The 23,381-nt window shown below is 65.8% G+C and carries 23 protein-coding genes; 11 read left to right on the forward strand and 12 right to left on the reverse strand.

Annotated features, from left to right (window positions below):
- Positions 1-79 precede the first annotated feature (79 nt).
- Entirely contained in the window at positions 80-1,852 is a 1,773-nt protein-coding gene (gene aspS, locus QQL87_RS32200; protein WP_284423202.1) for an aspartate--tRNA ligase, read from the reverse strand.
- A 263-nt stretch (positions 1,853-2,115) separates the two neighbouring features.
- Here aspS and QQL87_RS32205 point away from each other — a divergent pair, with 263 nt between their 5' ends.
- Positions 2,116-3,591 carry a protein adenylyltransferase SelO gene (locus QQL87_RS32205; protein ID WP_284423201.1) on the forward strand — a complete coding sequence of 492 codons (1,476 nt, stop codon included), beginning with the start codon at positions 2,116-2,118 and terminating at the stop codon, positions 3,589-3,591.
- 410 nt (positions 3,592-4,001) lie between these two features.
- Positions 4,002-5,150, forward strand: coding sequence for a ribonuclease D (gene rnd, locus QQL87_RS32210; protein WP_284423200.1), 1,149 nt, complete (start codon positions 4,002-4,004; stop codon positions 5,148-5,150).
- A gap of 163 nt (positions 5,151-5,313) precedes the next feature.
- On the opposite strand, the gene QQL87_RS32215 is transcribed toward rnd, so the two are convergent.
- Complete coding sequence (locus QQL87_RS32215) at positions 5,314-5,481, reverse strand: hypothetical protein (protein WP_284423199.1); 168 nt, start codon at positions 5,479-5,481, stop codon at positions 5,314-5,316.
- 28 nt (positions 5,482-5,509) lie between these two features.
- Between QQL87_RS32215 and QQL87_RS32220 the strand changes: the two genes are divergently transcribed.
- The gene (locus QQL87_RS32220; protein ID WP_284423198.1) at positions 5,510-5,686 is read left to right on the forward strand and encodes a hypothetical protein; all 177 of its coding nucleotides are present in this window, start codon (positions 5,510-5,512) and stop codon (positions 5,684-5,686) included.
- Between the two features lie 2 nt (positions 5,687-5,688).
- Here the strand turns inward: QQL87_RS32220 and QQL87_RS32225 are convergent, their stop codons facing one another.
- Genes QQL87_RS32225 through QQL87_RS32235 form a run of 3 tightly spaced genes read right to left on the reverse strand, consistent with a single transcriptional unit; the run spans position 5,689 to position 7,536 of the window.
- Complete coding sequence (locus QQL87_RS32225; protein ID WP_284423197.1) at positions 5,689-6,285, reverse strand: isochorismatase family protein; 597 nt, start codon at positions 6,283-6,285, stop codon at positions 5,689-5,691.
- Positions 6,285-6,908 carry a GNAT family N-acetyltransferase gene (locus QQL87_RS32230; protein ID WP_284423196.1) on the reverse strand — a complete coding sequence of 208 codons (624 nt, stop codon included), beginning with the start codon at positions 6,906-6,908 and terminating at the stop codon, positions 6,285-6,287. The genes QQL87_RS32225 and QQL87_RS32230 overlap by 1 nt, the downstream gene beginning before the upstream one ends.
- On the reverse strand, positions 6,895-7,536 hold the full coding sequence (locus QQL87_RS32235; RefSeq protein WP_284423195.1) for a hypothetical protein: 642 nt from the start codon (positions 7,534-7,536) through the stop codon (positions 6,895-6,897). Before QQL87_RS32235 ends, QQL87_RS32230 begins: the two co-directional genes overlap by 14 nt.
- 55 nt (positions 7,537-7,591) lie before the next feature.
- On the opposite strand from QQL87_RS32235, the gene QQL87_RS32240 reads away from it, so the two are divergent.
- Positions 7,592-8,635 (forward strand): LysR family transcriptional regulator, encoded by a 1,044-nt coding sequence (locus tag QQL87_RS32240; protein WP_284423194.1) that lies wholly within the window; start codon positions 7,592-7,594, stop codon positions 8,633-8,635.
- 4 nt (positions 8,636-8,639) lie between these two features.
- Here the strand turns inward: QQL87_RS32240 and QQL87_RS32245 are convergent, their stop codons facing one another.
- Complete coding sequence (locus tag QQL87_RS32245) at positions 8,640-9,827, reverse strand: autotransporter outer membrane beta-barrel domain-containing protein (protein ID WP_284423193.1); 1,188 nt, start codon at positions 9,825-9,827, stop codon at positions 8,640-8,642.
- 361 nt (positions 9,828-10,188) lie between these two features.
- Here QQL87_RS32245 and QQL87_RS32250 point away from each other — a divergent pair, with 361 nt between their 5' ends.
- Positions 10,189-10,398: a cold-shock protein gene (locus tag QQL87_RS32250; RefSeq protein WP_284423192.1), complete on the forward strand. Its 210-nt coding sequence runs from the start codon at positions 10,189-10,191 to the stop codon at positions 10,396-10,398.
- Positions 10,399-10,546: 148 nt separating this feature from the next.
- Here the strand turns inward: QQL87_RS32250 and purN are convergent, their stop codons facing one another.
- Positions 10,547-11,200 carry a phosphoribosylglycinamide formyltransferase gene (purN, locus tag QQL87_RS32255; RefSeq protein WP_284423191.1) on the reverse strand — a complete coding sequence of 218 codons (654 nt, stop codon included), beginning with the start codon at positions 11,198-11,200 and terminating at the stop codon, positions 10,547-10,549.
- A 14-nt stretch (positions 11,201-11,214) separates the two neighbouring features.
- Positions 11,215-12,288 (reverse strand): phosphoribosylformylglycinamidine cyclo-ligase, encoded by a 1,074-nt coding sequence (gene purM / locus QQL87_RS32260; RefSeq protein ID WP_284423190.1) that lies wholly within the window; start codon positions 12,286-12,288, stop codon positions 11,215-11,217.
- A 157-nt stretch (positions 12,289-12,445) separates the two neighbouring features.
- Here purM and QQL87_RS32265 point away from each other — a divergent pair, with 157 nt between their 5' ends.
- From QQL87_RS32265 to ppx, 4 genes are all read left to right on the forward strand, one after another.
- Positions 12,446-13,000, forward strand: a complete 555-nt coding sequence (locus tag QQL87_RS32265; RefSeq protein WP_284423189.1) for a CDP-alcohol phosphatidyltransferase family protein — start codon at positions 12,446-12,448, stop codon at positions 12,998-13,000.
- A gap of 59 nt (positions 13,001-13,059) precedes the next feature.
- On the forward strand, positions 13,060-13,737 hold the full coding sequence (locus QQL87_RS32270) for a P-loop NTPase family protein (RefSeq protein WP_284423188.1): 678 nt from the start codon (positions 13,060-13,062) through the stop codon (positions 13,735-13,737).
- Positions 13,738-13,873: 136 nt separating this feature from the next.
- Positions 13,874-16,069, forward strand: coding sequence for an RNA degradosome polyphosphate kinase (locus QQL87_RS32275; RefSeq protein WP_284423187.1), 2,196 nt, complete (start codon positions 13,874-13,876; stop codon positions 16,067-16,069).
- Between the two features lie 27 nt (positions 16,070-16,096).
- Positions 16,097-17,596: an exopolyphosphatase gene (gene ppx / locus QQL87_RS32280; protein WP_284423186.1), complete on the forward strand. Its 1,500-nt coding sequence runs from the start codon at positions 16,097-16,099 to the stop codon at positions 17,594-17,596.
- Positions 17,597-17,603: 7 nt separating this feature from the next.
- Here the strand turns inward: ppx and QQL87_RS32285 are convergent, their stop codons facing one another.
- A complete protein-coding gene (locus QQL87_RS32285; RefSeq protein WP_284423185.1) occupies positions 17,604-18,026 on the reverse strand; it encodes a globin family protein in 423 nt (140 codons plus the stop codon).
- A gap of 586 nt (positions 18,027-18,612) precedes the next feature.
- Complete coding sequence (locus tag QQL87_RS32290; protein WP_284423204.1) at positions 18,613-20,100, reverse strand: aldehyde dehydrogenase family protein; 1,488 nt, start codon at positions 20,098-20,100, stop codon at positions 18,613-18,615.
- A gap of 119 nt (positions 20,101-20,219) precedes the next feature.
- On the opposite strand from QQL87_RS32290, the gene QQL87_RS32295 reads away from it, so the two are divergent.
- The gene (locus QQL87_RS32295) at positions 20,220-21,305 is read left to right on the forward strand and encodes a substrate-binding domain-containing protein (protein ID WP_284423184.1); all 1,086 of its coding nucleotides are present in this window, start codon (positions 20,220-20,222) and stop codon (positions 21,303-21,305) included.
- Positions 21,306-21,366: 61 nt separating this feature from the next.
- On the opposite strand, the gene QQL87_RS32300 is transcribed toward QQL87_RS32295, so the two are convergent.
- Both QQL87_RS32300 and ndk read right to left on the reverse strand, forming a co-directional pair.
- Entirely contained in the window at positions 21,367-22,230 is an 864-nt protein-coding gene (locus QQL87_RS32300; RefSeq protein ID WP_284423183.1) for a TerC family protein, read from the reverse strand.
- Positions 22,231-22,314: 84 nt separating this feature from the next.
- Positions 22,315-22,737: a nucleoside-diphosphate kinase gene (gene ndk, locus QQL87_RS32305; RefSeq protein WP_284423182.1), complete on the reverse strand. Its 423-nt coding sequence runs from the start codon at positions 22,735-22,737 to the stop codon at positions 22,315-22,317.
- 285 nt (positions 22,738-23,022) lie between these two features.
- Between ndk and QQL87_RS32310 the strand changes: the two genes are divergently transcribed.
- Complete coding sequence (locus tag QQL87_RS32310; RefSeq protein ID WP_284423181.1) at positions 23,023-23,289, forward strand: sulfur globule protein precursor; 267 nt, start codon at positions 23,023-23,025, stop codon at positions 23,287-23,289.
- Positions 23,290-23,381 lie beyond the last annotated feature (92 nt).

Here is a 23,381-nt window from a genome sequence, read left to right on the forward strand (position 1 = left end):
CAGCCCCCGCGGCGTAAGCTCAGCTGCGAACTCAAATTGGCTCACAAGCTCTACGTTTCTACATGTTCCTGCTGCCGAACTACTTGTTCGGCAGGTTGGTCTTGATGTGCAGCTCGCGCAGCTGCTTGGTCGAAGCTTCCGACGGCGCGCCCATCAAGAGGTCCATGGCCTGCTGGTTCATCGGGAACAGCGAGATCTCGCGCAGATTGTTGGTGCCACAGAGCAGCATCACGATGCGGTCGACGCCGGCGGCCATGCCGCCATGCGGCGGCGCGCCGTACTGGAAGGCGCGGTACATGCCGCCGAAGCGGTCGACCACTTCCTGCTCGCCATAGCCAGCGATCTCGAACGCCTTCACCATCGCTTCCGGCTTGTGGTTGCGGATGCCGCCGGAGGCGATCTCATAGCCGTTGCAGGCGATGTCGTACTGGAACGCCTTGATGGTCAGCGGGTCCTGTGACTTCAGCGCGTCGAGGCCGCCCTGCGGCATCGAGAACGGGTTGTGCGAGAAGTCGACCTTCTTGTCGTCCTCATTGTACTCGTACATCGGGAAGTCGACGATCCAGGCCAGCGCGAAGCGGTCCTTGTCGATCAGGTTCAGCTCCTCGCCGACCCGGGTGCGGGCGAGGCCTGCGAACTTCCAGAACTTGTCGGGATCGCCGGCGACGAAGAAGGCGGCATCGCCCTCCTTGGTGCCGAGTTGCGTCCTGATCGCCGCCGTGCGCTCGGGGCCGATGTTGTTGGCGAGCGGACCCGCGCCCTCGCCGCCCTCGCGCCACATGATGTAGCCGAGGCCGGGCTGGCCTTCGCCCTGCGCCCACGAATTCATGCGGTCGCAGAACGCGCGGCTGCCGCCCGATGGCGCGGGAATCGCCCAGACCTGGTTCTTCGGGTCTTCGAGCATGCGCGCAAACACCTTGAAGCCGGAGCCGCGGAAGTGCTCGGAGACGTCCTGCATCTCGATCGGGTTGCGCAGGTCCGGCTTGTCGGTGCCGTATTTGCGCAGCGCCTGCGCGAACGGAATGCGCGGCCAGCCCTTGGTGACCGGCTTGCCCTTGGCGAACTCCTCGAACACGCCGGTGACGACCGGCTCCAGCGCCGCGAACACGTCCTCCTGCTCGACGAAGCTCATCTCGACGTCGAGCTGATAGAACTCGCCCGGCAGGCGGTCGGCGCGCGGATCCTCGTCGCGGAAGCATGGCGCGATCTGGAAATAGCGGTCGAAGCCCGACATCATCAGCAGCTGCTTGTACTGCTGCGGCGCCTGAGGCAGCGCGTAGAACTTGCCGGGATGGATGCGCGACGGCACCAGGAAGTCGCGCGCGCCCTCCGGCGAGGACGCGGTCAGGATCGGCGTCTGGAATTCGAAGAAGCCCTGCTCCTTCATGCGCCGGCGCATCGAATCGATGATCGCGCCGCGGGTCATGATGTTCTGGTGCAGCTTGTCGCGGCGCAGGTCGAGGAAGCGGTATTTCAGCCGGATGTCCTCGGGGTATTCCTGCTCGCCGAACACCGGCAGCGGCAGCTCGGCCGCGGGGCCCAGCACCTCGATGTCGGCGACATAGAGCTCGACCTGCCCGGTCGGCAGCTCGGCATTGTCGGTGCCCTCGGGACGGCGGCGGACCTTGCCTTCCATGCGCACGACCCACTCCGAGCGCAGCTTCTCGGCGAGGCCGAACGCCTTGGAGTCGGGATCGACGACGCACTGGGTGAGGCCGTAATGGTCGCGCAAATCGACGAACAGCACGCCGCCATGGTCGCGGATGCGATGGCACCAGCCGGACAGCCGGACCGTCTCTCCGATGTTGCTGTCGCGGAGCGCGCCGCAGGTATGGGTCCGGTAGCGATGCATGGTCGTCCTGAATGGTCGTCGTGAGGAAAAGGAATCGGTGCAGCCTCGAAGGCGCGTTCCGAATGCGCGCAGGGTTTAGCCGAGCCGCCCCGGCGCGGCAACCGACGCGTCGGGCCTTTTCCGCCCCAAGGCGGCAAAAGCCGCTGATCCCCATCCGCTGCGCCGGCCGGGCGCCCTGCCGCCGAAATGAGCTGGCGCCGAAGCGCTCATCTGACGGTCGTTTGGGCTCGAAAAGCGACGCCCGCGGGCTTATCTTGGACGGTATGACCGTGCATTTCCCCTTCCAGAACTCCTACGCTGCGCTGCCGGACAATTTCTTTGCCCGGGTGGCCCCCACGCCCGTCGCCGCGCCGCGGCTGATCAAGCTGAACCGGCCGCTGGCCGAGGAGCTGGGCCTCGATCCGGCCGAGCTGGAGACCGCCGAGGGCGCCGCGATCCTGGCCGGCAAGACCGTGCCCGAGGGCGCCGAGCCGATCGCGATGGCCTATGCCGGGCACCAGTTCGGGCATTTCGTCCCGCAGCTCGGCGACGGCCGGGCAATCCTGCTCGGCGAGGTGGTCGACAAGAACGGCGTCCGCCGCGACATCCAGCTCAAGGGCTCCGGCCCGACCCCGTTTTCGCGCCGCGGCGACGGCCGCGCGGCGCTCGGGCCGGTGTTGCGCGAATACATCGTCAGCGAGGCGATGGCCGCGCTGGGCATTCCAACCACCCGGTCGCTTGCGGCGGTGGTTACCGGCGAGCAGGTCTATCGCGGCACGGCGCTGCCCGGCGCGGTGCTGACGCGGGTCGCGACCAGCCATATCCGGGTCGGCACGTTCCAGTATTTTGCGGCCCGCCAGGACACCGAGGCGGTACGCCGGCTCGCCGACCACGTCATCAGCCGGCACTATCCGGACCTCGCCGGCACCGAGCGGCCCTATCACGCGCTGCTCGATGCGGTGATCGCACGCCAGGCCCGGCTGATCGCCGACTGGCTGCTGATCGGCTTCATCCATGGCGTGATGAACACCGACAACAGCTCGGTGTCGGGGGAGACCATCGATTACGGTCCCTGCGCCTTCATGGACGCCTACGACCCCAAGCAGGTGTTCTCCTCGATCGACGAGTTCGGCCGCTACGCCTTCGCCAATCAGCCGCGCATCGGCATGTGGAACCTGACCCGGCTCGCCGAATGCCTGCTGCCGCTGTTCGGCAGTGACAAGGACCAGGCGGTCAAGGAGGCCGAGGCGGCGCTCGACGGCTTCGCCGCCCAGTTCACCGACGCGCACCAGGCGGGGCTGCGCCGCAAGCTCGGCCTGTTCGCGACCCGCGAGGGCGACCAGCCGCTGGCCCAGACGCTGTTCGACGCGATGGCAGCTGGCAGGGCCGATTTCACCCTGACTTTCCGCCGGCTCAGCGAGGCGGCCGGAACTGGCGATCTCAGCGAGGTCCGCGCCTTGTTCGAGGATCCCACTGGTTTCGACGAATGGGCGGCACGCTGGCAGCAGCGCCTCGCCGAGGAGCCGCAGACGCCGGCCGAGCGCCGCGAGGCCATGCGCAAGGTCAATCCGGCCTTCATCCCGCGCAACCACCGCATCGAGGCTGTGATCACGGCGGCGGTGGAGAACGACGATTACAAGCCGTTCGAGGAGCTGCATGCGGTGCTGACGAAGCCCTATGACGACCAGCCGGAGTTCGTCGCCTACGCCGAGCCGCCCCAGCCCGAGGAGCGCGTGATGCAGACCTTCTGCGGCACGTAGCACGCGGTCTTAACCTCGCGTCCACCATCGCCCTGACAGCGATCGGGTCCTTAAGAAACCATCAACGCAGCCCCGACAAGTTGAAGCAACAACTCGGGGAGGTCGCAAACGTGGACGCGCTGGTGTTCGAATTCATGGGTCTGGCGATGATCGCCCTGTGTCTGATCGTGCTGGCTGTCCCCTCCGCACGCCGCTCTTCGGGCCGGGTCCGGCACCACTGAGCGGCTCGCCCGGCCGGCCGGTGGCCCGGCATCGTCAACCATAGAGCGATCAAGCGGTACGGTGGCGCTTGCGTTCCGGCCTGATTGGGCCGACAAGCGGAGACGAATTTCGTTCCCCATCCTTTGCCGACACCCTTGACTTGTCAGCGTTTTCGGACGACGGCGTAAGTGCCCCGTCATGGATCGTTCATGGACTTGATCACCACCACTGCGGATCTTGCAGCCGCCTGCGCCCGCCTCGCCCAGCACCCGGTCATCACCGTCGATACCGAGTTCCTGCGGGAGACCACCTATTACCCCCTGCTCTGCGTCGTGCAGATGGCGAGCCCGGACGAAGCGCTGGTCATCGACGCGCTGGCCGAGGGCATCGATCTCAAGCCGTTCTTCGAGCTGATGGCGAACGAGAAGGTGCTCAAGGTCTTCCACGCCGCACGCCAGGACATCGAGATCATCTGGCATCAGGCCGGCATCGTGCCGCATCCGATCTTCGACACCCAGGTCGCTGCGATGGTGCTCGGATACGGCGACAGCATCGCCTATGACCAGCTGGTCGAACGCATCACCGGCCACCGCCCCGACAAGACCCACCGCTTCACCGACTGGTCGCGCCGGCCGCTGACCAAGGAGCAGGCGCACTACGCCGAGGCGGACGTCACCCATCTCCGCGACGTGTTCGCAGCGCTGGATGCCGACCTGAAGAAGCGCAAGCGCAGCGACTGGGTCAGCGAGGAGATGGAAATCCTGACCTCGCCGAAGACCTACGACTTCCATCCCGAGCGCGCCTGGGAACGGCTGAAGACGCGCGTCCGCAAGCCGAAGGAGCTCGCGGTGCTGATCGAGGTCGCCGCCTGGCGCGAGCAGGAGGCGCAGAGCCGCGACGTCCCGCGCAGCCGCGTCATGAAGGACGATGCGGTCGGCGACATCGCCACCCACGCGCCAACCACGATCGAGAAGCTCGGCAGCCTGCGCTCGCTACCAAAGGGCTTCGAGCGCTCCAAATGGGGCGCCGACATCGTTGCCGCCGTGCAGCGCGGGCTGGCGCGCGATCCCGCAGCACTGCCGAAGCTGGAAAAGCCGCGCAACAATTCCAACGGCGCGGCGATCGTCGAGCTGCTCAAGGTGCTGCTGCGCATGACCTCGGAGCGTCATGCCGTCGCCAGCAAGGTGATCGCGACGGTCGACGACCTCGAGCAGATCGCGGCCGACGACGAGGCCGATGTTGCCGCGCTGCAGGGCTGGCGGCGCGAGCTGTTCGGCGACGCCGCGCTGGCCTTGAAGCACGGCAAGCTCGCACTCGCCATCGACAAGGGCCGGGTCATCAGGGTCGACCGGGACTGACCGGTCGACAGCGTTCAGGTTGCTGCGCCCGAGAGTTACCGGTCCCAAACGCTATCGGCTTAACGCGTTACCGGTCCGCGCGTTACTTGCCCGGGGCGTCACCCGGCCGAGAGTCACCCAGTTGATTGCGGATCGGGTTCCGCACGGCCATGGTCACCGCACGTCATTCAGGGCCGGGCCGCCCCCTCAACTCCGCCTCGATTGTCTGGGATACCTCGACCAGGGCCAACGAAAGAATGTAGACGCTGGTCGGCAGGTTGAGCTGGCGGGCTTTCGCAATGGCCACCTGGAGGCTGCTCGCCAGCTCCTTGAGCTCTTCCTCTCGGGTCATGTCGCGTTCTCGTTCCTGGAGCTGCCGCGTGAGCAAAGACGATTGCGAACCGCCAGAACAGAAGCTGCTGCGGCTGCTGAGCGAAAATCCTGTTGATTTGCACGTCGTCGAGGCGTTGCGCCTCGTGGTTGCATTCAACAAGATCATCGACCCGTCCGACCGCCGCATGGTGATCAACCTGGCCGAACGGCTCGCGGGGCGGTGAGGTCAGCGCCGCCGCCCTGCCCGGGCCGCGAGCCGGCCGCTCGCCCCGGTCAGCTCCGCACTGTCGAGCACCCCGGCAAAATTGCCGATCACACGGGTGACGACCTGCTTGTAGGAGTCGGCATCGCCGGCGCAGGCCTTGCGGCACGCCACCGCGTCCCCGATCACCTGATAACGATGGCTGCGATGGAAGCCATCGACGACCGTGGAAAGGATCGTCTCGTCCAGCGAGAACCCGAGCACGATGCAGCGGATGCTGCGCATGTTCGACATGTAGTCGGCGAACCGGGCCGAACTGTAGGCCGAGGGCAGCGGATGCTCGAACGCAATCTCGCCGGGCCTCGGCTTGAAGTCATCGAGCCAGTTGGTCAGGTTGGAGGCCGGGTTGAACCAGGCCGCCTGCGCGATCCGCTTGAGGTGGACGACGGGCCACAGATTGTCGCGCCAGAGCGCGATCAGCTGCCGGCACCGGGCCGTGACGACGTCGCCGTCGGCGATCAGGTGCTTGCGTCCCTCGGCGAGATATTCGCACTGCAGATCGGCGCATAGCAGGACGGGCGGATCCGTCTCGGTCGCGACGAACAGATCGCCGCTCGACATCACGGTCTCGCTGCAGCGAAGTCGCGCAACGGCGATGACGCCGGCCGGCCGGCCGAGAGGTCAAGCACGCCGGGCCGATCCCAATCGCCCTCGGGCCGGATGATCATGTAGGGATCGCTGTCGAGCGTGATGGCATCGTCGCACGGCTCGAGATCCAGCACCATCTCGGTGTAGGAAAAGTCGGAGAAGGTGAGCTTGCGATTGTGGCCGAGCGGCTTGGCGCCGAAATGCGCCCAGAAGTCGATGAGGCGATCCTGCGCATGGCCATAGGCCTTCTTGAAACCCTTGCGCCTGCAATAGTCGAGCGCATCACGCACCAGCTTGAACGACAGCCGCGAGCGGCGATACTGGTGGCGGACCGCAAGCCGCTCGACCTTGGCGAACTCGCCGAAGAAGCGCACGCGTACGCATCCGGCCGGCTCCTTGCCGACAAAGCCGAGGAAGTGGGCCGCGACGAGATCATTGCCGTCGAACTCCTCCTCCATCGGACAATCCTGCTCGGTGAGATAGACGGCCGAGCGGATCGCCGTAACGAGCATCAGATCGTTCGGATCACGCGCGATGCGCACCGTGATCGCGCGTGGATTCGATTTCGTCATCTTGGCTGAACTACTGCCGTACATCTGCAAGACTCCCTTTGTCGAAATGCGTCGTCGATTGAATCGGGGGGGCCGTCATCTCGGGCAGCCGGTTCCACGGCCGCTGATACCACCAGAGATCCGGCTGAAAGCTTGCGCGCGGCGTGAAGCCGAGTGCACTGAGAAAGGCACGCCCCTCGTCGCTCGAAGGTTGCGCGTAGTAATCTGCAGCCCGGTATCTCGGTCCGCGCAGCACCTCTGCGACATTGCCGAGCCCGAGCGCGCCCCGTCCCTGAGCCACCAGCGCCCAGACGTAGATCGCCGCAGGCTCCTCGTCGGGCCGCGCCAGAAATCCGCGCGGCGGATTGTTCAAATTGAAATCATCCAGCAGCAGCGCATCCAGACCCTCACAGTTCAAATAGAGGAACGCGATGCCGCCGAGCAGCCGGCTGCCGCGGCACAGCACGAAAATCGAGGCCGGATCATGACGCAAGAACTCCGCAAGCTCGTGCTCGGATGCACGCACACCAGGAATTTCCCGCCTCGCCAACGCTGCGAGCTCGCCGAGCCGATCGGAGCCGACGGCTTGCGCCGTGATCAGATGAGTCCGCGGCAATGCGTCAAGCTGATGTCGCTCTGTGAATTCTGTGCTTCCGCGCTGCTGTTTCTGCATCTATGTTTCCAGCTTGGCTTTGATGACGTCATCATACTAGTCGGGGCTCGAGTGTATGCGGCAACATTTGCATCGGGGTGCTGCATCTACGCAGCGCGGGAAATCTGACGAAACGCTTAATGCCTCATGGGAAGATTTAAGAGCATTTCTCCTTTGTACGCGGCACCAGAGCTTCAGAAACGCGGCGGAGGTTCTCGGACTGACCGGCACCACGCTGATGCGCAAGATCGACCGGCTCGAGAACGAGCTGGGGTTCAAGCTTTTCATCCGTGATCAGTCCGGGCTGTCGCTCAGCGATGAAGGACGCGCTCTGCTGTTCGACGTCGAGCAGATGGAACGACTGAGCTTCAACATCTTCCGACGCGCCGCACTCTCGACCGACACGCGCGGATCGGTACGCGTCGCCGTGACCGAAGGTCCCGGAAATTTCTGGATTCTGCCGCGACTAATCGATTTCCAGCGGACTTATCGCAAGATCACGGTCGATCTGAGCTGCGCGATGCAGCAGGCGGACGTCTCGCGCCTCGAGGCAGACATTTCGATTCAGTTCGAACGGCCAACCAATCCGGACGTGATCGTGACCAGGCTCGGGCGCCTGCACATCTACGGCTTCGTGTCGGAAGCCTACCGCGATGCGCACGGCCTGCCGACATCGCTGGCAGACCTCAGGAACCACCGGATCATCAAGCAGCATGGCGTGCAGCTCGACGAGACGGGCTATGCACGAATCCTGGGATTGGACTCGCTCGAGGGTATCGTCGGCATTTCCACCAATTCGAGCGTGGCGGTCCTCTACGCCGTCGAGCGCAGCGCCGGCATCGGCTTCCTGCCGACATCGGTGGTCGCGCTCGGTGCGCCGCTCGTTCCGGTCGATCTCGGCGTCCACTATCACATGGATCTGTGGCTGACCTATCACAAGGAGTTCCGCAATTCCGATCGGCACAAGGTCGTGATCGACTGGCTGAAGCACATCTTCGATGCGAAGATCCACGCCTGCTTCCGCGACGAGTTCATCCATCCGCTGGATCTGGTGCCGCTGATGACCGCAGCGCGGGACGTCGTCGGCTTCGGCGGCTACGTTGCGCCGATTCCGGTCTGATCAGCTACCATTTGAGCTCGACGCCGAGCGTGCCCTGATGCGATTGCAGCGCAGAGCGCAGCTTCGCATCATAGTTCAGATAGAGGCGCGCGGTGCTGCTCAGGGACAGCGACAACGCCGCACCGGCGTCGGCGCCATAGCGTCCCTCGCCAAGGCCCTGCAGCGTAATGCTCTGCGCGCCGAGACTGACGGTCACGGCACCGAGATTCTGCGTCAGATTGTCGACAAACTTGCCGTAGGCCGAGACGTCGAGGATCCTGCCGTCGATGACGAAATAACGGCCGATCTCGGCGCCCGCCAGAACGCGGCCACGCTCCAGCGACGTGCCGCTGACCGACAGCGGATCGAGACCGCCGGTCTCCTGGAACGCCGCAGTGGTGGCACGCGCATACTCGAAGGCGAGCTTCGGAACCACGCGGCTCTCACCGAAGCTCCAGTAATAGTCGAGCTCGCTCAGCACGCCGGTGAGATGGGCTCCATAGGCCGCGCGCGTGGCTCCCAGGCTGGTGTCACGCCGCGCATTGATGCCGCCGGACCCGTGCACCACGGCCACCGCCCAGGTCCAGGGTCCGTGATCGATAGAGGCGTTGAAGCCAAGCTGGGTCAGATCCAGCGTGGCGGACTGCAGCGCCAGCGGCACATCGACCTGGGTTCGGCTCTGATCTACCGACAGGCCGACGTTTATGCCAGGCGCGAGGCGCATGCCGATACCGGCGACACCGCCCCACGTCGTCCTCTTGTCTCCAACGAAGTCACCTTGCGCGTTGGAGCGTGCGGTCACGCCGTAGGCTTCACCCCAGCTGCGGAAGCGGGGCTGCTCCGCCGCCTCCGACGCTCCGCCGCCGCCGGGATTGCTGCGCAGCAGCCGGCTGCCGCCGGAGGTGGCCTCGCTGCCCAGCCGCTGCAGGAACTGCGACCCCAGGTCGAGCACGGATCGGCCGGACGAAAGATTGGAACTGATCGCGCCCGGAGCCGGGCTGGGCGATGGGCTCGGTGTCGGCGTCGGTGTTGGTGTTGGTGTCGGCGTTGGTGTCGGTGTCGGCGTCGGGCTTGCAGCGATGCTGGGCTGGCCCGCGGTCTGGGCCGCGCAGGGTGCGAGCGCCGTTCCCGCGAGAGCTGCGACGAGCAGCAGCGCTCCCGGTCGCGCCGGGCACGGCCGTCCGCCTCGTCTGGTTCGAGATACCCCGCGCATCGATGCCCGTCCGCCGCCAGCTCACATTTGCCTAAAATGTGGCGACGATTAGCCCTCAGTTCCTGACGCCGGTCAATCAACATCGCCGTCGCGCGGCCGCGCGGCAGGGCCTTGTGGTTCCAGCGCCACAGCCCTCGCAGCTGCAGCAGCAATGGCGTTGCGACTCCGCGACGCGTTCTCATCAGTTCGCCAAACTTGCTATCGCAGAAAAATCGTGTTGCAATCTCGTCTACAATCGGATTGGCCGTTCGACTGTGCGTTTCGTGACTACGGAAATTGAGCAGATCTCGGGAGCCCGCTTGTGGCGTGGCACGCGACGAGCGTGGCCGCGTCTTTTTTTCGTCTAGACGAGGAGACAGCGATGCCGACCTACAAAGGCAGCGTGAAATGGTTCAACCCGACCAAGGGATATGGCTTCATCAAACCAACCGGTGGAGACAAGGACGTGTTCGTCCACATCTCGGCCGTCGAGCGTGCGGGTCTGACCACGCTCAACGAAAACCAGACGATCGAATACGATCTCGTCGAGAGTCGCGGCAAGACGTCAGCCGAGAATCTCAAGCTCTCTTGAGCAGGCTCCTGGCAAAAGGCGCCACCGCGCGCCGGCCGCTCTCAACCAACGAGGTCCGCGCAACGTTCACTCCGCGCGGATGATCAGACTTCGTCAGCCTTGATGCGCCCCCGGCCCTTGCCGGGGATTTTTTTGTCAGGTTGCGGAGCTACGAAACCATCGGCCAGATCAGCACCTGATCGGCCTGCGCCACCGCGGACGTCCTGCAGAGATCGCCCTCGAGCCGCACCAGATCCTTCGCCAGCAGCCGGAGGGCTTCGGGATAGATGCGATGCTCGACACCGAGGATGCGCTCCGACAGCGTGTCTGCCGTATCGCCGTCATTGACCACGACGGCGCCCTGCATCACGATCGGGCCGGCATCCGTCTCCGGGATGACGAAGTGCACCGTCGCGCCGGAGAGCTTCACGCCGGCGCGCAGGGCTTGGCCGTGCGGATCGAGCCCGGGAAACGACGGCAGCAGCGACGGATGGATGTTCAGCATCCGGCCGTACCAGCGCTGGACGAACTCCGCCGTGAACAGCCGCATGAAGCCGGCGAGGCAGATGATCTCGATGCCGCGCGCATCGAGCGCTGCCTGCAGCTTCGCCTCGAAGCCCGCGCGGTCCTTGCCGAACGGCTTGCTCTCGATGATTTCGACGGCGATGCCGCTCTCCGCGGCCTTCTGCAGGCCGGCCGCATCGGCACGGTTGGAGATGACGACCGCGATCTCCGCCGGAAAATCAGGCGCGCCCGCCGCACGGATCAGCGCGGCCATGTTGGACCCGCGGCCAGAAATCAGGATCGCGACGCGGCGCTTCATCGTGACAACCCGTCTCACAGCGACAGATCGAGCGCGCCGCTATAGATCACGCGCTCCTCGCCCGCGGCCTCGACGACCTCGCCGAGGCGGGCGACGTGCTCGCCATTCGCCTTGAACACCTCAATAACGGCGTCGACCGCCTCGGCCTTGACGATCACGATCATGCCGATCCCGCAATTGAAGGTGCGGAGCAGCTCGCGCTCGGCAATGCCGCCCTGCTCCGCCAGCCATTTGAACACCGGCAGCACCGGCAGGTGCGTGAGGTCGATCGAGACGCCGAGATGCTTCGGCAGCACGCGCGGAATGTTGTCGGTGAAGCCGCCGCCGGTGATGTGCGCCAGTCCCTTCACCGCGCCGGTCTCGCGGATGGCGCGCAGGCACGATTTCACATAGAGCCGTGTCGGGGTGAGCAGCGCCGCGCCCAGGGTCAGCACTGGCGCGAACGGCGCCGGCGCCTCGAAGCCGAGGCCGGACTGGGCGACGATCTTACGCACCAGCGAATAACCATTGGAGTGCACACCGGACGAGGCCAGGCCGAGCACGACATCGCCGGCCGCAATGTCGGGCGATGGCAGCAAGGTGCCGCGCTCGGCCGCGCCGACGGCAAAGCCGGCGAGATCGTAGTCGCCATCCTTGTAGAGGCCGGGCATCTCCGCCGTCTCGCCGCCGATCAGCGCGCAGCCGGATTCGCGGCAGCCCTCGGCGACGCCCGCGACGATCGAGGCGGTCGCCTCCGGATCGAGCTTGCCGCAGGCGAAGTAGTCGAGGAAGAACAGCGGCTCGGCGCCCTGCACCACCAGATCGTTGACCGACATCGCCACCAGATCGATGCCGATCCCGCCATGCAGCCCGGTCTCGATCGCGATCTTCACCTTGGTGCCGACGCCGTCGGTGGCCGCCACCAGGACCGGATCCTTGAAGCCGGCGGCCTTGAGATCGAACAGGCCGCCGAAGCCGCCGATCTCGGCATCTGCGCCGGGGCGCGCGGTCGCGCGCACCATGGGCTTGATCAGATCGACCAGACGGTTGCCGGCATCGATATCGACGCCCGAATCTGCATAAGTGAGCCCGTTCTTGCGCTCGGTCATGGTCAAAACCCCTAATCTGGCCGCTGGTTACGTCGGAATCTGGCGGCGCGCAATGGCTCGCAAGAGGCTCGTCCCCACCCTATCTAGGAGCCGGACCGGTTTGCCACGCTTCGGAATCGGATTGTATTTTGATCGAGTTGTCGTCGGGACCAGCTGCGTGACCATCCCCCACTCTATCCCCAATCTGATTACGCTTGGCCGGATCCTGCTGGTTCCGATCGTGGTCTGGGCCATCGCGGCCAGCGAGATGGAAATCGCGTTCTTCGTGTTCGTCATCGCCGGCGTGAGCGATGCCGTGGACGGGTTTCTGGCCAGGCGGTTCAACCTGCGTTCCGAGCTCGGCGCGCTGCTCGACCCGCTGGCCGACAAGGCCCTGCTGGTCTCGATCTTCGTCACGCTCGGCATCTGGGGCGCCATCCCGCGCTGGATCGTCATCCTCGTGGTCTCTCGCGACATCATGATCGTCGCCGCCGTGATCGTGTCCTGGCTGTTCGACCGCCCGGTCGCAATGAAGCCATTGATGGTCTCGAAGCTGAACACGGCCGCGCAGGTGGGATTCGCGGGGCTGGTGCTCGCAGCACTTGCGTTCGGCTTCGAGCCCAAGCCCTATGCCACCGTGCTGATGGTGCTGGTCACGGTCTTTACGCTCACGTCGGTCGGGCTGTATCTCGTCGACTGGGTGCGCCACATGAGCACCCTCGAGGCGCAATGAGCTTAGTGGGCGGGCCCTGCACCGCCTCCGCGGACGACACTGTACGGAGCACGTCGAACTTGGCCGGCCATATTCCCCCTCGTCAACTGGCCCTCGCGCTGCCGCACGCGGAAAGCCTGACGCGGGACAACTTCCTCGAAGGCCCTGGCAATGCGGCCGGGCTGGCGCTGGTCGACGCCTGGCCGGAATGGCCGGCGAGGACGATGTTCCTGGTCGGCCCCGACGGCTCCGGCAAGAGCCATCTTGCCGCGATCTGGGCCGAGCGCTCGGGCGCCCGGTCGCTGTCGGCCCATGCGCTGGAGGCGAGCGCCGTTCCCGGAGCACTGGCCACCGGCGCGCTGGTGCTCGAAGACCTCACGGCCACCGATCTCGACGAGCGGGCCCTGTTCCACCTGCTCAACCTGGCGCGGCAGGACGAGGCCTTCATCCTGATCACCGCACGCGAGGCGCCGGCGGCCCTGCCGATCGTCCTGGCCGACCTCCGGTCGCGGCTGCGCGCCGTCCCGGCGATCACGCTGTTGCCGCCGGATGACCAGTTGTTCCGCGCGCTGATCGTCAAGCTGGCCGCGGACCGGCAGCTGGCGATCGACGAGACGGTCGTCAGCTACCTCGCGACCCGCATCGAGCGGTCCTACGCCGCCGCCCGCCACACCATCGCATTGCTGGACGATGAATCCCTGAGGCTCGGGCGGCCGGTGACCCGAGCGCTCGCGGCGGAGGTGCTCCGCCCGGTGTGACCGCCGGCCATCTTGACGCCGGTCCACAGCGGAACCTCAATGGTGTCGGGAACGTCATCCCCTGGTCATACGGATTGGTCTACGGTCGGCCTGAGCGGCCTCATTTCATGCCGCAAGCGGATTGGACGGATTTCTGATGGATACCGAGCAAGTTACTGAAATCGTACAGCAAGAGCCGGTTGCTGCGCCATCGATCGAGATTGCCTCCAGCCCCGAGCGTTTCATCAACCGGGAACTGTCCTGGCTGCATTTCAACCGCCGCGTGTTGGAGGAATCGGTCAATCCGCGCCATCCGGCGCTGGAGCGCGTGCGCTTCCTGTCGATCTCGGCCAACAACCTCGATGAATTCTTCATGGTCCGCGTTGCCGGCATCCGCGCCCAGGTGCGCGAAGGCATCGCCGAGCGCAGCCCCGACGGTCTGACGCCGATCGAGCAGCTGAAGCTGATCAACGAGACCGTGTCGCAGCTCGCGATCGACCAGCAGGCGATCTGGCGCGACCTGCGCAAGTTTCTCGCCGAGCTCGGCATCGTGCTGGTCGACGGCCAGGATGTCACCAAGAGCGAGCGCGCCTGGATCGAGGACCACTTCCTCGCCAACATCTTCCCGCTGCTGACGCCGCTGGCGATCGATCCGGCGCATCCGTTCCCGTTCATTCCGAGCCTCGGCTTCACGGTCGCGCTGCAGCTGACGCGCACCGCCGACGGCCGGCCGATGAACGCGCTGATCCGCATGCCCGGCAAGATCGACCGCTTCATCCGCTTCCCCGGCGCCAAGGACGGCGTGATCCGCCTCATCACGCTCGAGCAGGCCACCGGCCTGTTCATCGGGCGCCTGTTCCCCGGCTATACGGTGAAGGGCCAGGGCGCCTTCCGGATCATCCGCGACAGCGAGATCGAGATCGAGGAAGAGGCCGAGGATCTGGTGCGGCTGTTCGAGACGGCGCTCAAGCGGCGGCGCCGCGGCTCGGTGATCAGGCTCGAGATCGAGGCCAACATGCCGCAGCAGCTGCGCGCCTTCGTGCAGAACGCGCTGTCGACCACCGACGACGAGGTGTTCATGGTCGACGGCGTGCTGGCGATGAACGAGCTGTCGCAGCTGACGCGCGTCGACCGGCCCGACCTCGAATTCGCGCCTTACGTGCCGCGCCACCCCGAACGGGTCCGCGACCATGGCGGCGACATCTTCGCCGCGATCCGGCAGAAGGACCTGATCGTCCACCATCCGTACGAGTCGTTCGACGTCGTCGTGCAGTTCCTGCAGCAGGCGGCGCGCGACCCCGACGTCGTCGCGATCAAGCAGACGCTGTACCGCACCTCCAACAACTCGCCGATCGTGCGCACGCTGGTGGAAGCCGCCGAAGCCGGCAAGTCGGTGACGGCGCTGGTCGAGCTCAAGGCGCGCTTCGACGAGGAGGCCAACATCCGCTGGGCACGCGACCTCGAGCGCGCTGGCGTGCAGGTGGTCTACGGCTTCCTGGAGCTGAAGACGCATGCCAAGCTGTCGATGGTGGTGCGCCGCGAGGGCGGCGGCCTCACGACCTATGTCCACACCGGCACCGGCAACTATCATCCGGTGACGGCGCGCATCTACACCGATTTGTCCTACTTCACCTCCGATCCGGTGATCGGCCGCGACGTCACGCGCGTGTTCAACTACATCACCGGCTATGCCGAGCCGATCGACATCGAGAAGATGGCGGTGTCGCCGCTCACGCTTCGCAAGCGCATGATCGAGCACATCCACGGCGAGACCAGCTTTGCCCGCCAGGGCAAGCCGGCGGTGATCTGGATGAAGATGAACTCGCTGGTCGACCCTGACATCATCGACGCGCTCTACGAGGCCTCCCAGGCCGGCGTCTCGATCGAGCTGATCGTGCGCGGCATCTGCTGCCTGCGCCCGGGGATTCCCGGCCTCTCCGACAACATCCGGGTCAAATCGGTCATCGGCCGCTTCCTCGAGCATGGCCGCATCTACTGCTTCGGCATGGGCCAGGGCCTGCCGAGCGCCAAGGCGGCCGTCTACATCTCCTCGGCCGACATGATGCCGCGCAATCTCGACCGCCGCGTCGAGGTGCTGTGTCCGCTGCAGAATCCGACGGTGCACCAGCAGGTTCTGGAGCAGATCATGGTCGCCAACCTGAAGGATACCGAGCAGAGCTGGCAATTGTTGCCGGATGGGTCGTCAACGCGTATGAAGGCGGCGAAGGGCGAGGAGCCGTTCAACCTGCACAATTACTTCATGACGAATCCGAGTCTGTCCGGCCGTGGAAAGTCGCTCAAGGAATCATCACCGCGCCGGCTCACCCGCCGGAACGAACGCCATCTGTCGTAGCGACCTGCTTCCCAAGGGAATGACGCGGTGAAGCGGCCCGCCCCAAGGGCCGCGAGCGTCGGTGTCATCGACATCGGCTCGAACTCGGTCCGCCTCGTCGTCTACCAGGCGATGGAACGCAGCCTCGTCACCGTGTTCAACGAGAAGGCGCTGTGCGGGCTCGGCCGCGAGGTCCAGACCACCGGCCTGCTTGCCGCCGATGCCGTCGACAAGGCGCTGACGGCGCTGACGCGGTTTCGCGCGCTGTGCAAGGTGCAGCAGGTCGGCGAGGTCCATGCCATCGCGACGGCGGCCTGCCGCGACGCCTCGAACGGCCCCGATTTCATCGCCAAGGCGGAGAAGATCTGCGGCGCTCCGATCCAGATCCTCACCGGTCCGGAGGAGGCCCGCTATTCCGCGCTCGGCGTCATCTCCGGCATCCACAAGCCCGACGGCATCGTCGGCGACCTCGGCGGCGGCTCGCTGGAGCTGATCGACGTGCGCGGCCACCAGGTGCGCAGCGGCGTCACGCTGCCGCTGGGCAGCCTGGCGCTGCAGGACCTCGCCGAGAAGTCGCTGAAGAAGGCGCAGCGGATCGCCAGCGAAGCGCTGACCGACCTGCCGCAGCTGCTCGCCGGCCAGGGCCGGACCTTCTATGCGGTCGGCGGCACCTGGCGCGCGCTGGCGCGCATCCACATCATCCAGAGCGGCTATCCGCTCGCCGTGATGCACGGCTATGCGATCCCGGCCGCGGATGCGCTGGCCTTTGTCCGCCGCCTCCGCCGCCTCGTCGCCGCCGACATGCTGGCCGACATCGAGGCGATCGCCGAGGCGCGGCGCCCGCTGCTCGCCTATGCCGCGCTCGTGCTCGAGCACATCATCCGCGTCGCCAGGCCGACCACGGTGGTGTTCTCGACCTTCGGCGTGCGCGAGGGCCTGCTGTACTCCAAGCTGCCCGACACCGAGCGCGCCAAGGACGGCCTGCTCTGCGCCGCCCAGGGACTGAACGAGCTGCTGTCGCGCTCGGCGCAGCATGCGCGCGAGCTGATCGACTGGACCGACCGCCTGTTCCGCGTCGTCCACATCCGCGAGACCGAGGAGGAGCGCCGGCTGCGCCACGCGGCCTGCCTGATGTCCGACATCGGCTGGCGCATGCATCCCGACCACCGCGGCGAGCAGACCTACGGCATCATCCTCAACGGCAATTTCGGCTCGATCAGTCACGACGGCCGCATCTTCGTCGCCCTGTCGGTGTTCTTCCGCTACGAGGGCCTGCGCGACGAGGCGGCGCCGCCGGCCCTCACGGAGCAGCTCAGCCCGGCCGAGATCGATCGGGCGCGCCTGCTGGGCACCGCGTTTCGGGTCGCGCATATGATCTCGGCGGCGCGGCCGGGCGTGCTGCCGGCCACGCATTTCCGGACCCAGGACCGCAAGCTGATGCTGGTGTTCGAGCATCAGATGGTCGACCTCGTCGCCGACCGCGTCGGCGGCCGCTTCAAGCAGCTGGCGCGCCTCGTCGGCCGCTCCGGCTCGATCGTGCGGAGCTAGCGCGGGCCTAGGACCGCGGGTGGCCTGCCGAAATCGCGATCATGCGCTGGGCAATGACGCCGTAGACCTTGCGCCAGGCCTGCTCCACCTCGTCGGTCCAGTGCGGACCGAGCCCTTTGGCAAGGCTCCACATCAGCGCTTCGCAGACCACGGGATAGTGCTCCGGCCTGACGCCGTAGCGCGCGTGGTTGCGGCCGAGGATGTCGGAGCTCGACAGCAGGCCGGTCATCTGGTCGAGGCTGCCGACCAGCACCGCCAGCGTCGCGATGAAGTCCCGCTTCAGCACGTCGATGTCGTCGCGAAACATCGAACGGCATTCCGGCGCAAGCTCAAAGATCCGGTCGTAGAACGTGGTCGTCATGTCCGTGGCATTTGCAAACACCATGTCGAACGACGACCGGACGTGGCCGATCTCCTCGGAGGTCAACATTCACAAAGTCCAATTTCGAATAATTCCAATGGGCGGGTCGAGCGATGAGTCACGACGTGGTGGTGTCGCGGCGTCACGATCCGGTTCAAGACTATGAGAGCCCGATCGCCGTGCCCCGCGGTATTTGTCCCCGGCGCGGCACCGTGCCGCAGCGCGATCAACATCTATCAGGATCTCGGCGTATCGGGGGAGCACGCAAGTACCACGAGATGGCCGACTCGCGGGCGCAATGTCCCAGCGGATCACGAAGCACGCTCGACCAGCTCAGCGATTGGCCACCGGCCTACGGAGACGGCGGCGTGAAGGTCGCTCCGGCGCTCAACGTCCGGCGACGATCATCTATGCATCGCTCCCGCATTGTCGCAAAGACGACACGCGAGCAGGACGCCATCTATATTGGATTGAATATAGCTTTTGGGAATACGAAGAATACTTCATTTGCGTTTTGACGCCGGGCCACGAAGCAACCGCGGCAACCACGTTGGAACAATCATCAAGACGGGTGCCAAGACCGATTGATCGGCCCAAGCCTGCGGGCGGCGGATGATGCGATATCGCAGCCGCCCGCTTGAGCTGCCTCGTCGGATCAGACCGCGAGATTCATCCACACCGCCTTCGGCTCGGTGAAGTTATCCAGCGCGGCGGTGCCGTGCTCGCGGCCGAGGCCGGAGTCACGATCGCCGCCCCAGGGCAGCCTTACGTCGGTATAGCCGTAGGTGTTGATCCACACCGTGCCGGCGCGCAGGCGCTTGGCGAAGCGCTGGACGCGGCCGATGTCGCGGCTCCAGACGCCGGCGGCCAAGCTGTAGGCGGTGCCGTTGGCCATCCGCAGCGCCTCGGCCTCGTCCCTGAACTTGATCACGCTGACCACGGGTCCGAAGATCTCCTCCTGCGAAATCCGCATCTCATGCGTGACGCCGGCGAAGACGGCGGGGCTGATGAAATAGCCGCGGGCCGCGGCGCGCTCGCCGCCGGTGACGAGCGTGGCGCCTTCGTTGCGGCCGATGTCGACATAGTCGAGGATCGACTTCATCTGCCGTTCGGAGATGACCGGCCCGAGCGAGGTCGCGCGATCGAGCGGATCGCCGATCCGCAGCGCCTGCGCCCGCGCCGCCAGACGCTCGACCACCTCGTCATACACGCGCTCCTGCACCAGCACGCGCGAGCCGGCCGAGCACACCTGTCCCGCATTGAAGAAGATGCCGCTGGCCGCAGCCTTTGCGGCCGCCTCGATGTTCGCATCATCGAAGATGATGTTGGCCGACTTGCCACCAAGCTCGAGCGAGACGCGTTTGAAGTTGCCGGCGGCCGCCTTCATGATACCGCGGCCGACGCCGGGCGAGCCGGTGAACGTGACCTTGTCAACGTCGGGATGATTGACCAGCGCCTCGCCGACGATCCGTCCGGGGCCGGTGACGATGTTGAGAACGCCGGGCGGCAGTCCGGCGTCGAGCGCGAGCTCGCCGATCCGCAGCGCCGACAACGACGTCAGCTCGGCGGGCTTCATCACGACGGTGCAGCCGCAGGCCAGCGCCGGGGCGAGCTTCCACATCCCGATCATCAGCGGGAAGTTCCACGGCACGATCGCGGCGACCACGCCGACGGGCTCGCGCATCGTGTAGGTCAACGCATCATCGCGCGTGGACACGACGTCACCGCTGATCTTGTCGGCCCAGCCGGCGTAATAGGTCAGCGTATCGATCGCGGCGGGAAGATCCTGGCGCTGGATCCCCGACACCGGCTTGCCCGCATCGAGGCTTTCGAGCTCGACGATCTCGTCGGCATGGTCGCGCAGCAGCTGCGCCCATTTCAGCAGGATCGCGCCGCGCTCGGACGCGCGCATCGTCCGCCACGGGCCCTCGAAGGCCTTGCGGGCCGCGGCGACCGCGAGATCGACATCCTCGGCATTGCCCTCGGCGACCGTCGCGATTACCTGCTCGGTTGCGGGATTGAGCGAGGTGAAGGTGCGCCCGGAGATCGAGGGAACGTGCCGGCCGCCGATCAGGAGCTGCAGCGGCTTCGACAGGTAGGACGCCGTGCTCGAGCTGCGCTCGTAGTCATATGCAATCGACATCATATTTCCTCCGTTTGTTGTATGCCAACAAACGTAAGAGCAAACCTCCGTTCGTAAATATGATATGTTTTGCCTATGACCGGCGGATCATATGAAGCCGACTTCACAAGCAGGCCCTGATGTTGCGGATCGCGATCGAACCCGTCTGGCGCTTTTCCAAGGACGACGGTCCGCAGAGCATCGTCGTGATGCTCAGCGTGCTCAGCGAAATCAGGCGAACCGGCAAGATCACCAGCGCCGCCAGCGACGCGCATCTCTCCTATCGTCATGTCTGGAATCTGATCGAGCAGTGGTCCGCCTTCTTCGGCGTGCCGCTGGTGGAGACCCAGCGCGGCAAGGGCTCGAAGCTGACGCCGTTCGGCGACAAGCTGGTCTGGGCCGGCGAGCGCATGCACGCCCGCCTCGGCCCGCAACTCGACAATCTGGCGCAGGAGCTGGTGACCGAGATCAAGCCATTCCTGCAGCCGCATCCGACCGTCATCCGCGTTCATGCCAGCCATGGCTTTGCGGTCGCCAAGCTGCGCGAACTGCTGGATCGCGAGCGTGGGGTCGGCGTCGATCTCCGCTATGTCAGCAGCCAGCATTCACTGGTCTCGCTCGCGCAGGACGCCTGCGACCTTTCGGGCCTGCACCTGCCGCGTGGCGAATTGCGCGCGCAGAGCATCCAGGCCTGCCGCGAGTGGCTCGACCCCAAGCACGACTGCGTCATCAGCTTCGTGACGCGGGAGATGGGATTGATGGTCAAGCGCGGCAATCCGCTATCGATCCAGTCATTGGCGGACATTGCCGACGGCAGAGCGCGGTTCGTCAACCGCGATCATGATTCCGGCACCCGGCTGCTGTTCGATCAGTTGCTCGCGGCACATGGCATCGATGAGGCCAGCATCAACGGCGCGCAGCAGATCGAGTTCACCCATGCGGCCGTCGCGGCCTATGTCGCGAGCGGCATGGCCGACGTCTGCTTCGGCGTCGAGGCCGCCGCGCGGCAGTTCGGGCTCGACTTCATCCGCATCCTCACCGAGGACTATTTCTTCGCCTGTCACCAGTCGTTTCTGGAAACCGATCCGATGCGGCGCGTGCTCGCGGTCATGAAGGGCGAGGAATTCCATCGCGCCATCGCCGCCCTGCCCGGCTATCAGCCGGCAGAAACCGGCTCGGTTCACACCATCAAGGAATTCCTGGACCGGCTGGACGCGGAAGCCTGACGAGCCTTGCTGAGGTGCGAGAGGGCGGTCGGCACGCATGGCGCCGACGCCCGCCTGAGCGCTAGGGCAGCTCGACACCGCGGGCCGGAACGGCCTCGAGCTCGTCCTTGCCCTGGTGCTGCAGGGCGCGGCCGCGCCAGATCGAGCCGGCGATCAGCACCACCGCGGCACCGAGCAGCGCCATCAGCGTCTCCATGACGTCGATATGGCTGGAGAGATTGGTCTTGCCGGCGAACAGGGCCGAGACGGCCTCGATGTTGATGACAACCGTGCCGTCGAGGAGATGATGCAGCAGCGGCTCGATAGCGGGGTCGGTCGCGATCACCTCGCCGGCGACCCAGCCGAGCAGCATGGCGCCGAGCCATACCAGGAGCGGGAAACTGTCGAGCACGAGCATGATCAGCGCGGCGCCGGCGATGATCAGCGGGATGCTCATCGCCAGACCGATGATCAGGAGCGAGGCCTGTCCGTTCGCGGCAGCCGCCACCGCGATCACGTTGTCGAGGCTCATCACGAGGTCGGCGAGCGCAACGATCCGGACCGCGTGCCACAGCGTGGTGCCGGCGGCGATGTCGTCGTTCTCGTCCTCCGGAACCAAGAGCTTGGCAGCGATCACGAGCAGCGCAAGGCCGCCGATCAGCTTCAGATAAGGCAGCGCCATCAGCGTGGCGACGATGCCGGTGAAGGCGATCCGGAGCGCGACGGCGATGCCGGAGCCCGCCACCATGCCCCAGAAGCGATGCTTGCCATGCAGGCCGCGACAGGCGAGCGCGATGACCAGCGCGTTGTCGCCCGACAACAGCACGTTGATCCAGATGATCTTGCCCAGCGCCAGCCAGAAGCCGGGGCTCTGCAGGTCGGCTTCGAATTGAGCGAGGAGATGGCCGTAGGTGGCGGGATCAGCGAGCTGCGACAGCCAGTTCACGGCCGGACCTTTCAGAAGCGTTCAACGGGCTTGCACATGCGGGCAAGCTGCGGCGAAGCAAGGCTTCACCGCAGCCGTCGTCGCTTAGCCGACGATCTCGTTGCCGGAGAAGAACTGCGCGATCTCGATCGCGGCGGTCTCCGGCGCATCCGAGCCGTGCACGGAGTTCTCGCCGATCGACTTCGCATGCGACTTGCGGATGGTGCCCTCGGCCGCCTTGGACGGATCGGTGGCGCCCATTACGTCGCGGTACTTCAGGATGGCGCCCTCGCCTTCCAGGACCTGGACCACGACCGGGCCGGAGATCATGAAGTCGACCAGCTCGCCGAAGAACGGGCGCGCCTTGTGCACGGCATAGAAGGTCTCGGCCTGGTCGCGGGTCATGCGGATCCGCTTCTGGGCCACGATCCGCAGGCCGGCCTTCTCGATCAGCGCGTTGATCGCGCCGGTGAGGTTACGCTCGGTCGCGTCGGGCTTGATAATCGAAAAGGTGCGCTCAATCGCCATGATGTCGTCCTTGGAGGTGCGGGATTTGGGTGGGTTGCGGGCTTATATCGACGCGATCGGTCGACGGCAAGCGATCGGGACCCCGCCGGAGGGACGACGCCTTACGACAATTTCACGATTGTGAACATAGGCTGAAGGGTCCGTGACACCAGCGTTCAGCTCCGATGCCCTAGAGTGTTTCGTATCGGGCGAGGACGAGCAAGCAGCCGACCGCTGGCCGCCTTCTCCCAGCCTCATCCGTCGGACAATTTCCGCGCCACCAGCGCTGTCATCCAGGAGACGATCATGTTGCGCAAACTCTCCCTCACCGTGGCGGCCGCCGTTGCCTTGGGCGCAGCCGCTCTCGCCCCCACCGCCGCCTCCGCCCATTGGCATGGCGGCTGGCACGGGGGATGGCATGGCGGCGGCTATGGCTGGCATCGTCCGTTCTATGGCCCGCGCGTCTTCGTCGGCGGCCCGGTGTACAGCTACGGTTATGGCGGCTGCTACGTACGCCGCGTCGTTCCGACCCCGTGGGGACCGCGCTGGCGCCTGATCAACCGCTGCTATTGATACGAGCTTCGGCGCGGCATCCGCCCCCCGCCGCACCGAACTCGCCTCGCCCCGGCGTCTCCCCCACGCCGGGGCTTTTTTCATGCGATTTC

Source organism: Bradyrhizobium sp. SSBR45G (genome assembly GCF_030159255.1).
Classification (GTDB): domain Bacteria; phylum Pseudomonadota; class Alphaproteobacteria; order Rhizobiales; family Xanthobacteraceae; genus Bradyrhizobium.

Excerpts from the sequence above, each read along its gene's own strand:
- aspS (WP_284423202.1), bottom strand. The coding sequence starts at position 1,852 with ATGCATCGCTACCGGACCCATACCTGCGGCGCGCTCCGCGACAGCAAC.
- purN (WP_284423191.1), bottom strand. The coding sequence starts at position 11,200 with ATGAAGCGCCGCGTCGCGATCCTGATTTCTGGCCGCGGGTCCAACATG.
- QQL87_RS32295 (WP_284423184.1), top strand. The coding sequence starts at position 20,220 with ATGTTGCGGATCGCGATCGAACCCGTCTGGCGCTTTTCCAAGGACGAC.
- ndk (WP_284423182.1), bottom strand. The coding sequence starts at position 22,737 with ATGGCGATTGAGCGCACCTTTTCGATTATCAAGCCCGACGCGACCGAG.
- QQL87_RS32245 (WP_284423193.1), bottom strand. The coding sequence starts at position 9,827 with ATGCGCGGGGTATCTCGAACCAGACGAGGCGGACGGCCGTGCCCGGCG.
- QQL87_RS32240 (WP_284423194.1), top strand. The coding sequence starts at position 7,592 with ATGCGGCAACATTTGCATCGGGGTGCTGCATCTACGCAGCGCGGGAAA.
- QQL87_RS32205 (WP_284423201.1), top strand. The coding sequence starts at position 2,116 with ATGACCGTGCATTTCCCCTTCCAGAACTCCTACGCTGCGCTGCCGGAC.
- purM (WP_284423190.1), bottom strand. The coding sequence starts at position 12,288 with ATGACCGAGCGCAAGAACGGGCTCACTTATGCAGATTCGGGCGTCGAT.
- QQL87_RS32310 (WP_284423181.1), top strand. The coding sequence starts at position 23,023 with ATGTTGCGCAAACTCTCCCTCACCGTGGCGGCCGCCGTTGCCTTGGGC.
- QQL87_RS32225 (WP_284423197.1), bottom strand. The coding sequence starts at position 6,285 with ATGTCGAGCGGCGATCTGTTCGTCGCGACCGAGACGGATCCGCCCGTC.
- QQL87_RS32235 (WP_284423195.1), bottom strand. The coding sequence starts at position 7,536 with ATGCAGAAACAGCAGCGCGGAAGCACAGAATTCACAGAGCGACATCAG.
- QQL87_RS32230 (WP_284423196.1), bottom strand. The coding sequence starts at position 6,908 with ATGTACGGCAGTAGTTCAGCCAAGATGACGAAATCGAATCCACGCGCG.
- QQL87_RS32275 (WP_284423187.1), top strand. The coding sequence starts at position 13,874 with ATGGATACCGAGCAAGTTACTGAAATCGTACAGCAAGAGCCGGTTGCT.
- QQL87_RS32285 (WP_284423185.1), bottom strand. The coding sequence starts at position 18,026 with ATGTTGACCTCCGAGGAGATCGGCCACGTCCGGTCGTCGTTCGACATG.
- QQL87_RS32290 (WP_284423204.1), bottom strand. The coding sequence starts at position 20,100 with ATGTCGATTGCATATGACTACGAGCGCAGCTCGAGCACGGCGTCCTAC.
- QQL87_RS32250 (WP_284423192.1), top strand. The coding sequence starts at position 10,189 with ATGCCGACCTACAAAGGCAGCGTGAAATGGTTCAACCCGACCAAGGGA.
- rnd (WP_284423200.1), top strand. The coding sequence starts at position 4,002 with ATGGACTTGATCACCACCACTGCGGATCTTGCAGCCGCCTGCGCCCGC.
- QQL87_RS32215 (WP_284423199.1), bottom strand. The coding sequence starts at position 5,481 with ATGACCCGAGAGGAAGAGCTCAAGGAGCTGGCGAGCAGCCTCCAGGTG.